Source organism: Paenibacillus sp. EKM211P (genome assembly GCF_011066175.1).
Taxonomy (GTDB): Bacteria; Bacillota; Bacilli; order Paenibacillales; family Paenibacillaceae; genus Paenibacillus; species Paenibacillus polymyxa.
Map to the genome: position 1 here is coordinate 92351 of NZ_JAAMNS010000004.1, position 13533 is coordinate 105883.

Below are 13533 nucleotides of genomic sequence, written 5' to 3' on the forward strand. Positions count from 1 at the left end.
ATGTATGTATGCTTGGAATATGATAGGGTCTAGTTAAATTCATAGGGTTATCGCTGAGTAATAAGTTATATGACCTGTAAAAGCGTAAATAAATATTTTTGGCTGACGGAACCATTGCTTTGACAAAAGTATTTATTCGGCTTACCATCAGGGATAGAAGGGAGAGGAATGCCATGAATTGGCTCGGATCCTTACAACAGCTTGGTCGTGCTGTCATGCTCCCGACGATGGTGCTACCAGCAGCTGCAATATTGCTAAGTCTCGGCAGCCTTCCTTGGGCCACGTGGGGATTTCCTATGGTGTCTGATATGGCAAATGCGGCGGGACACGGGATTTTTTATTTTTTGCCGTATTTGTTTGCGGTGGGTGTTGCACTGGGCATGTCGAATCAAGCAGGTCAGGCGGGACTGGCTGCATTAGCTGGTATGGCTATATATGATCAGGTCACATTGAGATTTGGAAACGGACTCATTCAGCCAGCGACGCTCATTGGTATCATTTTGGGGATTATTTCAGGCTTGGCTTATAATCGCTTCAAAAGCATTAAGTTGCCCGAAGTGCTTCAGTTTTTTGGGGGAACCCGATTTGTTCTGCTGCTTATTGGCCTGTTCTCTGCTGTATTTGCAGGGCTTATGTTGATTATTGCTCCGCTGATCCAGCGAGGCCTGGAATTTATAGTAGGCCTGGAATCGAGCTTGGGCGGTTTTGGACTGCTTATTTACGGTATTCTATACCGATTATTGGCAGCTTTTGGTCTTCATCATCTGCTTAATAATATATTTTGGTTTCAACTGGGTACATATAAAACGCCGTCTGGCAACGTTGTGCAGGGGGATTTGCCCCGGTTTTTTGCTGGCGATCCGACAGCGGGCTATTTCATGTCTGGGTTGTTTCCCATTATGATGTTTGCGATCCCTGCGATTGCGTTAGCGATCATTCAGGAAGCTCGTGAAGATTTGAAGCCAAAGGTGCAGAAAACGTTTCTGACGGCCGCATTGGTCTGCTTTTTTACCGGAGTGTCGGAACAGATTGAGTTTGCCTTTTTGTTTGCTGCTCCTTATTTGTTCCTCGTTCATGCGGTTATGTCCGGTCTGGCCATGTGGCTTACCTTTGAGCTGGACATTCATCATGGCTTTTCATATTCGGCGGGTTTTATAGATTATGTCCTTAATTTCCACCTGTCACATAACGCCTGGTTACTAATTCCAGTTGGAGTGGCATATGGGCTTGTGTATTATGTACTGTTTCGATGGGCGATCCGTCGGTTCCGGATTCCAACTCCTGGCCGTGAGGAAGGCTCGGTTCTGGAGGATTGGGCCGGTAATATTCCTTACAGTGCTCCACTTATTTTGGAAGCACTCGGTGGGAAGGAGAATATTGTGCAGGTAGAGGCCTGCATTACCCGTTTACGGCTGACCGTTCACAATGACAGGCTGATTGATACCGGAGCAATGAAGGCTTTGGGATCGGCCGGGCTTATTAATCTGGGCGGGGGTAATTTACAAGTCGTATTTGGAACATATTCAGAACTGATCCGTGAGGAAATTGCGAAGTTGATGGAACGTGATCTTCCTCAAATTTTGTTCAATGCTCCTGTACATGGAAAAATGCTACCGATTCATGAAGTGCCTGACAAAATTTTTGCAACGAAGCTGGTTGGGGACGGTGTTGCTTTTGTTCCTGAACGCGGTGAACTTGTGTCTCCGGTGTATGGTACTGTGATGCATTTGTATCCGACCATGCACGCTTTAGGCATCTCCACACGAGAAGGACTTGAGGTTCTGCTTCACATCGGGATTGATACTTCACAGCTAAAAGGGAATTTTACTGCTATGGTAGAAGCAGGCGATACGGTGGAACCGGGGCAATTGCTGATCAAATTTGATTTGCAGGCGCTACGAGAGCAAGCTCCATCGCTGGTGACTCCTATGGTCATCACGAATCCGGATCGCGTCAAGTCGTGGAGCTTTGCTCCGTTTAAAACAGTGAAAAAAGGTCAGGCCTCGGTAATGTCCGTTGTGCTGCATGACAGGAATGTTGGAGGGGTAGAAACATGATAGAAGGCATCGGCGCCGCAGCAGGTGTGGCCATCGGGAAGGCATTTGTCCTGCCGAGCTGGGAATGGGATTTACCAGATCAAAAAATGGATACGGTAGATCTAGCGAAGGAATTTGAACGATTGTATGAAGGGATACGTACATCCAAAAGTGAAATCCAGTTTATTAAGGATGAGTTTCGAGAGATGGTGGGACCGGAGGAATCCAGCATTTTTGATGCTCATCTTGCGATATTGGAAGATCCGGAATTCATGAATGAAATTAGCGGAATTATTCAGCGTCAGTATAAGGCGGCCGAGGTGGCTGTGAAGGAAGCTATTGATCATTTTGTGACCATGTTTGATTTGCTGGATGATGAATATATGAAGGAGCGGGCAATCGACATTAAGGATGTGGGGAACCGACTGCTCAAGCATTTGCTGGGCGCACCGGAAGTGACTCTTCCCAACGACACACAGCCCTATATTCTGGTAGCCAAGGAGCTTTCGCCATCCCAATCGGCACACCTGAATCCCAGCTACGTGTTGGGGATTGTGACTATGAATGGTGGTAAAACATCGCATTCCGCGATTATGGCCCGTGCGCTTGGTATCCCACTCGTTTCAGGATTGGAGAGCAATTTGAATTTGCCCGTTCAAACCGGAGATATGATGGTTGTGGACGGAGATCTGGGCAGGGTGTATGTAAATCCGGAAAAATCAGTAACAGACCACTATATCGTTTTGCGTGACGAGCAGCGACGCAGAAAAGAGCAGCTTCAGGTACTCGCTTCGGTAGAAGCTGTGACCAAGGATGGAACCACGCTGAGGCTGGCGGCCAATATTAGCTCCGTTAAAGAGCTGGAGGCCGCTTTGAAGCATGGAGCTCAAGGTGTGGGGCTGTTCCGCACGGAATTTTTATATATGGATCGCAAATCTGCTCCTGATGAAGAGGAACAGTATGAAGTATATCGGCTAATAGCGGAAAAGGCAGGCAATCACTCCGTAGTCATCCGTACATTGGATATCGGCGGCGACAAGCCGTTGGATTATCTTGAACTCCCAGAGGAAGAAAATCCTTTTCTAGGTTATCGTGCTATACGGATTAGTTTAGATTGGAAGGAAATGTTTAAAACTCAATTGACTGCAATTTTGCGAGCCAGTGCAACGGGGAATATCAAGGTCATGTACCCGATGATCTCATCCGTGGAGGAAGTCCGTCAGGCAGATGTTCTTTTGAAGGAGGCTATGGCGGATCTGGATGCAAGAGGGCTTGCCTATAATCCCAAAATACAGCGAGGAATTATGATTGAGGTTCCGGCTGCGGCGATGATCGCGGATCTATTAGCAGCTGAAACCGATTTTTTTAGTATCGGAACAAATGATCTAGTTCAGTATGTGCTGGCTGTGGACCGTATGAATGAGCAGATTGCGCATATGTACCATCCATACCACCCGGCTGTACTTCGAATGCTGCGCATGACTGCACAGGCGGCACATCAAGCCGGAATTGATGTGAGTGTCTGCGGTGAGATGGCTGGAGATGAACGATCCGTTCCACTTTGGCTGGAACTAGGAATACATCAGCTCAGTATGTCCCCCCAATCTTTATTGCGGGTCAAGCATCGTGTGCTGAATACGACCGCATCTGAGGCGATGACAGTTGCTCGTGCTTGCTTTGGCATGTCTACTGGTGCAGCGATCGAAGACAAGCTGACTGCAGCTAATATCAGCTGCACCCCGGCCGGACCTGGGCGGCAGTAATGCTTTAAAATCTGAAAGCTTAGCTAGGCTCGTACAAAAAAGCACCTTCAAAACCATGAATAAAGTGGTTTTGAAGGTGCTTTTTCGATATAGCTATAGATAAGGGTTACTCAAGTCCTGAATGTGCGGACTGGATATCTTATTTCTGAGCGTTATTAGCTAATACATCGCAGAACGCTTTTCCGTAAGGGGGAAGATCAGGCGGTCGACGAGCGGATACAATATGTCCGTCTGTCACCACAGCTTCATCCTTCCAGATGGCTCCTGCATTTTCCATATCATCACGAATACCTGGTGTGGAGGTGACCGTAACACCATCCAATATTTTTGCAGAAATCAGTACCCAGCCTGCATGGCAGATTTGTCCGATGGGTTTATGTGCGGCATGAAATTCCTGTACGAGTTGAATGACCTTGGGATAGCGGCGCAGTTTATCGGGCGCCCATCCGCCAGGAACGAGAATTCCGTCATAATCGCTGCTATTCAGTTCTTCAAAGGCATATTCTGCTTCAGCAGGTACGCCGTATTTTCCAATATACTTTTTACCCTTTTCAGCACCGGCTAAATGTACTTCCGCGCCTTCTTCACGAACGCGATACACCGGGTACCATAATTCCAGATCCTCGAATTCCTCATCTACCAGGGCAATTACCTTTTTTCCGGTAAGTCTTGACATCCAACCATCCTTTCGTGCGTCACATGATGACACCTTTGTTTTGTAATCTGTACTTTTACATCTTAAGAAAAAGTACGCCCGAAGTCCATTCCTCCGCAGATTCTCGGGTTAGGAGTCGCTCTTTAACAACAATCGTCGTCATTTTTTGACCCCCAAAGCTTTGGTAATTTGTTCATTGCTGCAATCTGTGGAAGGATTTGAGGCCCCAAAGTCGAAATAAAAAAAGGTATGATAGATTTTATTGAGTTAACAAATATTTTATAGACTAGTAAATAGATATATCTGGATTCTGATGAGATCCTCATATAAGTTTGATCCTACGTAATGAGGTGGTAAAATGCATAAGCAATGCCAATGTGGTGAACCGATGGGGCTGGAATTGCGAAAGGTAATATATGCGAGTAAGGTTGAAATTTTGCATGTCCCTGTATTCTCATGTCCGTCATGCTTTTCCAGTGAGGTTTTGCAGCATGTGACGAAGGACATTAAGGAACTATTACAAAGTCTAGGGAGCAAACCTGCACCCCGGCGAATATCTTTTGCACGCAACAATGAACTGGCAGAAATTATTCGTAAGCTTGTACTGGAGGAAGCGGATAATCCCAATGTGGATTGGCAATCCGCTTTGGAGGAGCGAATGGAGCTTCGAATTAATCTCTTACTGGATCTTTATCGCTATGCGAGAAGCCTAGGAGATGAAGATTGGATGAATGATGTAGAGAAAAGATTGGTTCAATTATCCGGTTTTACCAGTAAATCGGTGTTTACGAATACGAAAAACTAAAAAATATGAAAATTTTCATGGTCACCATTGGATTTTACATGTTCTTTTTGTTACGATGAGAATAGGCCATACGACAAGACACAGAAAGGAATGTATATCCAATGGCGACGATGACGAAAATGACTACTATTCAACAATTAAATACGGCTCTGGAAGCGTCATCAGACAAGCCGTTACTCCTCTTTAAGCACAGTACACGTTGTCCGATAAGTGCAGGTGCATATCAGGAAGTGGAGTCTTATTTGGAAGGTGCTCCCGACGAAAATATTGAATACGGTATCATTTATGTAGTAGAAGATCGGCCGGTGTCCAATGCGGCTGCGGACAAGCTTCAGGTGAAACATGAATCGCCGCAGGCCATTTTAATCAAGGACGGGGAGGCTGTCTGGCATACATCCCATTCGAATATTACAGCCCGTGCGCTTCACGATCATCTCACATAGATAGAATGAGTGCTGTCGTTGCATAAAGTAGTATTTTGTCGTATCATGGTTCTAATTAGTTGATCTAGGATTCGGTTGAAAATTTATTGGCAATGGAGAGAAGGAATGTGACGGTAACGATCTATGATGTAGCTCGCGAAGCTGGTGTCTCAATGGCCACGGTGTCCCGCGTAGTTAACAATAATCCTAATGTAAAACCTCAGACCCGCAAGAAGGTGTACGAAGCGATTGAACAATTGGGATATCGCCCGAATGCGGTAGCTAGAGGTCTGGCCAGCAAGAAGACAACGACTGTTGGCGTGGTTATTCCGGATATATCGAACTCAATTTTTGCAGAAATTGCACGCGGTATTGAGGATATTGCAAATATGTATCACTATAACATCATTTTATGTAATGCCGACAAGCGTAAAGAAAAAGAGATCCGCGTTATCAACACATTACTTGAAAAGCAAGTGGATGGACTGCTGTTCATGGGCGGCACAGTAACGGACGAGCATATTCAGGCCTTCCATACAGCTGCAGTTCCTATTGTTCTATGTGCAACGAGTGATGAAAAAGGTAGCTATCCTTCAGTTGATATTGACCATGAAGCCGCTGCTTTTGATGCAGTTAACACGTTGATCCGCCATGGACACCGTCAAATCGCAATGATCAGTGGTACGCTTCAAGACCCTGCAAACGGCTATGCACGTTTCCAAGGTTACAAGAGAGCATTGGAAACAGCTGGAATTGATTATCAGGAGGATCTCGTGAGAATCGGGAACTACCGCTATGAATCCGGTGTTGAAGCCATGAAATACTTCCTCGGTCTGAAGAAGAAACCAAGTGCTATTTTTGCCGCTACGGATGAAATGGCAATTGGTGCGATTCATAGTATTCAGGATGAGGGATTGAAAGTCCCTGATGATTTTTCGGTAATCAGTGTTGACAACATTCGTATGGCCTCCATGGTTCGTCCTCAGCTGACAACCGTCGCACAACCAATGTACGATTTGGGTGCGGTAGCCATGCGTTTGCTGACCAAGCTGATGAAGAAGGAAAACGTGGAGAACTCTCGCGTTATTTTGCCGCACGAGACTATTTTGCGGTTATCAGTTAATTATTTAGACTAGGCACAGTGCCGAATAGGATACACCTTCGATGAAAGCTCCTTTGACGGAGCTTTTTTCGTAGATACATAGCTTCTTGTGACATCATCATCAAACTAAGAAACGAGGGATGCGTAATGAGCCGACTATATGGATTAATGGGTGCGATGGATGAAGAAATTGAATTGCTGCTCTCGGCAATGACGGAAGCAAGCAAGACGACCAAGACGGGAATCACATACACTACCGGAATGATTCACGGGCAAAGGGTAGTCGTCTGCAAGTCCGGTGTAGGTAAAGTCAATGCTGCGGTAACAACACAAATCTTGATTGATCATTTTGGCGTCGAACAAATTATATTCACGGGAGTGGCAGGGGCGGTACACCCGGATTTAAACATTGGGGACATTGTCATCTCATCAACATGTATGCAGCATGACATGGATGTAACGCCTTTGGGATATGCCAGAGGGGTCATTCCTTATCAAGACACCTCAGAGTTCGCGGCTGATCCCGAGCTTGTCCGCCTGGCTGAACAAGCCTGCAAATCGTTTGGCGATCGATACATTGTCGGGAAAGTACTTTCCGGCGATCAATTTGTTGCAAATCGTGAGATAGTAACAGCATTACATCAAGAAATGGACGGTGCTTGTACCGAGATGGAAGGCGCCGCAGTGGCTCAGACAGCTCATATGAACGCTGTGCCTTATGTTGTCCTACGATCGATGTCAGATAAGGCTGATGGATCGGCTCACGTGAATTATGCTGAGTTTACGGTAGAAGCCTCACATCGTTCGCACCGTATTGTGGAGTTCATGCTCAAGCATTTGGGATAAGAGTGTAATATTTTTAATACATGAATCTTCGAACAAACCGGATACGGTCAAACTGTTCTCGTGATTCGAGGGGCACATCATCTCCCATTCGTACCATCAGACAGTTCGCAGGATGTGAGCATATTTCAGGATCATCCGTGGCGTACCATACCATATTTACGGTTTTCATCAGGCGTTCCATCATGCGGCGGTATTCCCATACGGAAAGACCGCTGCCTTTTAAATCCCAGTGCCAGTAATATTCGGTTGTAAAAATAATATAGGATTCGAGCTGTCCGTCTTCAAAGGCAATCCGAATCATTCGGCTACCCAGGCCCAGTCCGCGATAGTCATCGGCTACCTCGACAGCTCCGAGTTCCAGTAAATCCTTCATGCCAGCTTCCGACCAGCGTTCCATCTCGTCTGGATAGTGAAAAGTGACATATCCCAGAAGGGTTTCTCCATCATGGGCAATGATGATTCTGCCTTCAGGCAATTCTGAAATTTCCACCAGCGCGTCGAACTGCTCCTTTGGTTTACGAAAGGCGTCCAATTGCGTATGCATTTGAAATGAACGCAATCGATCAGCGGATACCGGTCCTTCTACATGGATGGTTTGTCCGTTATGATCCAGTGTGTCCAAGTGGTACAATTTTAAATGCTGCATGGGTGCGACCTCCTTGTTTGCCATCAGTACCTCTTCATATCCCCTACTTATAACAAAAAAACAAATAAATGAAAAGGATGGTCGTCACATCCTCACCTATGATATACTGATTTAGACACGAATTGTTCACAATTAAATGCTTTAAATCAAACCACAAATCAAAAGACTTGATTTGCATCATTAATTTTGTAAGCGCTATTTTGTTCTGTGTAATTCTCATTATTCCATTGTGAGGAGGCTGAACGCATGAAGATTGAAGAACTCCAGGCTGTAGTTCCCACATCCAACATGGGCCCTTATGAACAAGCTTACAACAACTTTCAGTGGGAAGATGTAGAACGTCATTTTACGTGGTATGAAACAGGCAAAGTGAATATGGCACATGAGGCGATTGATCGACATGTAGAGGAAGGCCGGGGGGAGAAAGCAGCACTTTTGTATTGCGACGCAAACCGTCATGAAACCTACACTTTTTCTCAGCTCCGTGCCAGCTCCAACAGGTTCGGAAATGTGCTGCGCAAATACGGTATTGGTAAAGGGGGGCGGGTGTTTATATTCATGCCGCGTTCACCTGAACTGGTCATTAGCATGCTTGGGGTTTTAAAGGTAGGGGCTGTTGTCGGTCCACTATTTGAGGCGTTTATGGAAACGGCGGTTAAAGATCGCTTGGAGGATAGCGGGGCGGTGGCACTAGTAACCACACCTGCGCTTCTTTCACGGGTGAAACGTGAGGAGCTTCCTGCGTTGCGTCATATTTTTGTGGTTGGTGATATGGACGAACGGGAGCAGGGAATTATTGATTTCGAAACGGAAATGCTCACGTCCTCAGAAGATCTTGAGCCCGAATGGCTGGGGCGTGAAGATGGATTAATTATTCACTATACGTCAGGCTCAACGGGCAAGCCCAAAGGCGTGTATCATGTGCAAAATGCAATGATTCAGCATTACTATACGGGGAAAGTGGTACTGGATCTGCGTGAAGATGATGTGTATTGGTGTACTGCGGACCCTGGTTGGGTTACGGGAACATCATATGGTATTTTTGCTCCTTGGCTAAATGGAGCCACGAATGTCATCCGTGGAGGACGTTTCAGCCCAGAGGATTGGTACCGCACGATTGAACGTCACGAAGTGACTATTTGGTATAGTGCTCCTACGGCGTTTCGGATGTTGATGAGCGCAGGAGAGCAGGTAGTTGCCAATTATGATCTAAGCAGCTTGCGGCATGTATTATCCGTTGGAGAGCCACTGAATCCCGAGGTAGTGAGATGGGGTTGGCAAGTATACACACAGCGTATTCATGATACTTGGTGGATGACGGAAACAGGAGGACAGTTGATCTGTAATTACCCAGAGCTACCGATTAAGCCGGGTTCAATGGGAAAGCCACTTCCAGGTATTCAGGCTGCTATTTTGGACGACAGAGGCCAGATGTTGCCTCCTAATAGGATGGGACATTTGGCGATTCGTACACCATGGCCATCCATGATGAGCCGCATATGGAACAACCCCAATAAGTTTCAGGAATATTTCCGCTTTTCCGGTTGGTATGTATCCGGTGATTCAGCTTACATGGATGAGGACGGATATTTCTGGTTTCAGGGAAGAATTGATGATGTTATTAACTCCTCTGGAGAGCGCATCGGTCCTTTTGAGGTGGAGAGCAAGCTTCTGGAGCATCCTGCCGTAGCGGAAGCAGGAGTCATTGGCAAACCAGATACTGTACGAGGAGAGATCATTAAAGCTTTTGTCGCCCTGCGTGATGGCTATACCGCGTCGGAAGCGTTACAACAGGACATTTACCGCTTCGTCAAGGAAGGGCTGTCTGCTCATGCTGCTCCGCGTGAAATTGAATTTAAGGAAAGGTTACCCAAAACCCGTTCCGGCAAAATTATGAGACGTGTGCTGAAAGCTTGGGAGCTTAACCTTCCTACAGGTGACTTGTCTACTATTGAGGATTGAATTGATTCATGTTTGCACCAAAAAGGGAGTCTCCATAGCTATTATAGCTATGGAGACTCCCTTTTTTATTAGGGTGAACTCATGCACTCACCCAAACTATCGCTTCTTGTTTTTGTTTTGAACTATGGACGAACGGCTCCAGAAGGAGCTGATTCCCCCATGGTATTCATGGAAGTAACACGGAACCAGCCTTTGGGCTTGCGGCCTGGTTTATACTCAAAGCTGGTGTTTGCGGTAGAGCCTATGTTTTTAAAAGGCTCCGCACCGCTTTCACTGTAATATACGTTATAGGCTGTTATAGCGTCCGCAGGCTTTCCTGCACTCCATTGGAGGACTACGGACGTGCCTGCAGCTTTAGCTTGGGGCTGCCCAGGAGCAGTAGGAACTTCTGTAGGCTGCGCACCTGTTCCATCTCCCTCGCCCGGAATATCTGGTGACTCAGAATCTGCAGGTGGCACTACAGGCGCTGCACTTGCTTGGGTACTTGGCCCAGATTCATGTCCTCCCACATCAACGGCGGTCACATAGTAACTTGCGCTGCTTCCACCAGGGCTATCAGAGAATACCTTGGAGCCATCAGCCATGACAACCTTACCAAGCCGTTGGAAGCTGCCTCCATCTGTAGAACGATATAGACGGTAACCTACAACATCACTGTTTCCGCTTGGGCTAAAGCTAATTATGGCTTTGCCGTCACTATAGCTTACGCTGACGCTAGATGGAGCGTTAGGAGCTGTCCCATCGTCCTTGCGTGGATCAATCTGAGTAGGTGCTTCTTTATCTGCATCTTGAGGCAGATAGTAGGACAACGAATTATGCCGTCTCATCACTCTAAAGGCTTGCTGAAGCTCTTTAATCAATTCTGAGATTGGCTTTTCCCGTTTTCTAACAGTCCGTTCATACAACATATCATCTGGCGTACCATCACGTGGAATGTAATTTACACCCTGATAGGTAATGTATTTCGCACGGGTAACACCATTTTCACTGTTTTTGGGTAAATATTTACTGTTATAAATGTCTGAACCATAGGCGGACGCTGTCCGGCTTACAATACCGTCAGGTCTCTTGAAACTGTCCGTTTGGAATAACTGAGAATCTTTAGCCGTTACTTCATTCATGATTAGAGCCCATAGACGACGAGCCCGCTCTTTTTGTGCTTTCGTTTCAAGCTTATTGACAGGCTGCTTGTAACCAACCCACACTCCCAGCGTGACGTCAGGCGTAAAACCCTCAAACCACACATCGGTGTAGGATTGCGTAGTACCTGTCTTGCCGGCGATCGGAATCTTGCCGGATTGATTAAAGTTACGCTTCACCAGTCTGCCTGTGCCTTCCGATACAGCTGTACGTAACATATCTGTCATCAGGTAGGCGGTTTGTGGTGTGAAGGCCTGTACAGGATTAGGCTGATGCTTGTATACAATATTGCCTTGCGAATCCACGATCTTTTCGATCATGTAGGCATCATTAAACACACCGCCATTTGGGATGGCTCCATATGCATTGGTTAGTTCCTCAACGGTTACCCCGTGGGCCAAGCCGCCGAGTACACCAGTTTGGGCGTTGTTATCACTTGGTTCCAAGGTGGTAATACCCAGTTTTTTAGCAAAAGCCCAAGCCTTATTGATCCCTACCTTTTCGTTAAACAGCTTGAGTGCTATCGTATTTAGCGATTGATTCAGTGCATAACGCGCTGTGACTAATCCTTGGTAGCGGTTGTTGGCATTTTTCGGGATGTGATATCCATTACTGCCATCTTTCAAAATAATAGGAGCATCATCCACAATCGTGCCAGGCTGTACAAGACCGCTGTCCAAAGCAGGCAGATAAGCAGCAATCGGTTTCATGGCTGAACCCGGTTGGCGTACCATCTGGGTAGCATAGTTCATTTGCTCCTTTTGGAAGTCACGACCTTCCATCATGCCGAGAATGGCGCCGGTTTTATGCTGAATCAGAATGGCCGCCGCTTGCTCGTCACCCTTGGTTTTACTTGTAGCAGAGAAGTTGTCCTTATTTTCTGCAATTTGACGCATGGATTTGTACACGCTCTTATCAATGGTGGTATATACCATATAGCCGCCTGTGCGAAGCTGCTGTTCAGCTTCTTTGAGCATGTCGTTATCATCCTTGGTTTTGGTATCTGCACTGGCATTAGCTGCTTGACTCGGATTGGTGACAGACATGAGTGCCTGAGCAGCTTGCCGCTCTGTTTCCATCATAAGATATGGATAGGTGTTATAAGCCTTAACAGTGCGTGGTGCTAGAGATTTTTTGATATCAAAAGCCATCGCTTCATCATATTGTGCTTTATTGATTTTGCTCTCCTCCAGCATTCGGCTGAGCACCAGGTGCTGGCGGTTAATCGCTCTTTTAAAGCCGGCTTCATTAAACTCACCTTTACCGTTGTAAGCAGAATAAGAAGAAGGGAGTTGCGGCAGACCTGCCAGATAGGCAGCTTGGGCTACATTAAGCTTGCCCAAATCATTTTCATTAAAAATACCTTTTGCTGCTGCTTTAATACCAAAGACGTTGTAACCGCTTGATCCGTTACCGAAAGGTACCTTATTGAGATAGGCTGTAATTATTTGTTGCTTGCTCAGGAAGCGCTCAAGGCGCAGAGATAGCAAAATTTCTTTGACCTTGCGGTCATCCGTACGATCAAGATTTAAAAAGACACGACGTGCAAGCTGCTGGGTAAGAGTACTCCCTCCAGTTTGTACGGATTCATGTAGTGCCTTTTGCTTCACAGCACGCAGCGTTCCCGACAAATCGACACCTTTATGCTCGTAAAAATGATTATCTTCAATGGCAATAACTGCGTCAATGACGAGCTGAGGAATCTCCTTAAACGTAACAGGTCTTCGATCTTCCTCGGTCCGAAGCTGCCCGATGGGAGAGCCATCATTAAAATAAGCGAAGCCTGTAATTGCATTTTTATCTACTTCCTGTAGAATCGTAGATCTGGAACGCACGGGCTCGTTTTTTACAATAGAAGCAACATAGCCAGCGGCGGTTCCCCCTGCGAATAGTGCCCCCATAAAACCGATGATGACGACCCACTTTATGACACGGCCGAGCCTTCGCATGGTTCTCCGTAAGCGGGAAGGCTTAGGCTCTGATACATTGTTTTTTTCTTCAACCATTAAGTCTTCCTCCTTTATAACAGCCATTATTATAGCATAAAATTACAAAATGAACCCATATGCTAAAAAGCCTGTCTTTTGGTGTCGTTGACTACATAAAAACAGTGTGTTATAAATAGGTCAAAGTAAATATCGTGAAAAGCAGAGAAA

At 46.2% G+C, this 13533-nt stretch carries 10 protein-coding genes and 1 other annotated feature (1 of these 11 running past the window's edge); of the genes, 7 read left to right on the forward strand and 3 right to left on the reverse strand.

Going from position 1 to position 13533, the window contains the following annotated elements; all coding sequences use genetic code 11:
* The first annotated feature begins 173 nt into the window (after positions 1-173).
* Positions 174-2057 (forward strand): glucose PTS transporter subunit IIA, encoded by a 1884-nt coding sequence (locus G9G57_RS08680; RefSeq protein ID WP_013371886.1) that lies wholly within the window; start codon positions 174-176, stop codon positions 2055-2057.
* Positions 2054-3799: a phosphoenolpyruvate--protein phosphotransferase gene (ptsP, locus tag G9G57_RS08685; RefSeq protein ID WP_019687966.1), complete on the forward strand. Its 1746-nt coding sequence runs from the start codon at positions 2054-2056 to the stop codon at positions 3797-3799. The genes G9G57_RS08680 and ptsP overlap by 4 nt, the downstream gene beginning before the upstream one ends.
* Positions 3800-3938: 139 nt before the next feature.
* Here the strand turns inward: ptsP and G9G57_RS08690 are convergent, their stop codons facing one another.
* Positions 3939-4475, reverse strand: coding sequence for a type 1 glutamine amidotransferase domain-containing protein (locus G9G57_RS08690; RefSeq protein WP_164964842.1), 537 nt, complete (start codon positions 4473-4475; stop codon positions 3939-3941).
* 337 nt (positions 4476-4812) lie between these two features.
* Here G9G57_RS08690 and G9G57_RS08695 point away from each other — a divergent pair, with 337 nt between their 5' ends.
* The 4 genes from G9G57_RS08695 to G9G57_RS08710 all read left to right on the forward strand — a co-directional run bounded on the left by G9G57_RS08695 (position 4813) and on the right by G9G57_RS08710 (position 7629).
* Entirely contained in the window at positions 4813-5259 is a 447-nt protein-coding gene (locus tag G9G57_RS08695) for a hypothetical protein (protein WP_016822381.1), read from the forward strand.
* A gap of 101 nt (positions 5260-5360) precedes the next feature.
* The gene (gene ytxJ / locus G9G57_RS08700; RefSeq protein ID WP_016822380.1) at positions 5361-5702 is read left to right on the forward strand and encodes a bacillithiol system redox-active protein YtxJ; all 342 of its coding nucleotides are present in this window, start codon (positions 5361-5363) and stop codon (positions 5700-5702) included.
* Between the two features lie 107 nt (positions 5703-5809).
* The gene (gene ccpA / locus G9G57_RS08705) at positions 5810-6817 is read left to right on the forward strand and encodes a catabolite control protein A (protein ID WP_013371881.1); all 1008 of its coding nucleotides are present in this window, start codon (positions 5810-5812) and stop codon (positions 6815-6817) included.
* 113 nt (positions 6818-6930) lie between these two features.
* Complete coding sequence (locus G9G57_RS08710) at positions 6931-7629, forward strand: 5'-methylthioadenosine/adenosylhomocysteine nucleosidase (protein ID WP_016822379.1); 699 nt, start codon at positions 6931-6933, stop codon at positions 7627-7629.
* 13 nt (positions 7630-7642) lie between these two features.
* Here the strand turns inward: G9G57_RS08710 and G9G57_RS08715 are convergent, their stop codons facing one another.
* Complete coding sequence (locus G9G57_RS08715) at positions 7643-8275, reverse strand: GNAT family N-acetyltransferase (protein ID WP_016822378.1); 633 nt, start codon at positions 8273-8275, stop codon at positions 7643-7645.
* A 246-nt stretch (positions 8276-8521) separates the two neighbouring features.
* Between G9G57_RS08715 and acsA the strand changes: the two genes are divergently transcribed.
* Positions 8522-10237: an acetate--CoA ligase gene (gene acsA / locus G9G57_RS08720; RefSeq protein WP_164964843.1), complete on the forward strand. Its 1716-nt coding sequence runs from the start codon at positions 8522-8524 to the stop codon at positions 10235-10237.
* A gap of 122 nt (positions 10238-10359) precedes the next feature.
* Here the strand turns inward: acsA and G9G57_RS08725 are convergent, their stop codons facing one another.
* A complete protein-coding gene (locus G9G57_RS08725; RefSeq protein ID WP_164964844.1) occupies positions 10360-13383 on the reverse strand; it encodes a transglycosylase domain-containing protein in 3024 nt (1007 codons plus the stop codon).
* A gap of 135 nt (positions 13384-13518) precedes the next feature.
* Positions 13519-13533: a binding site (T-box leader), on the forward strand (it continues 252 nt past the right edge of the window).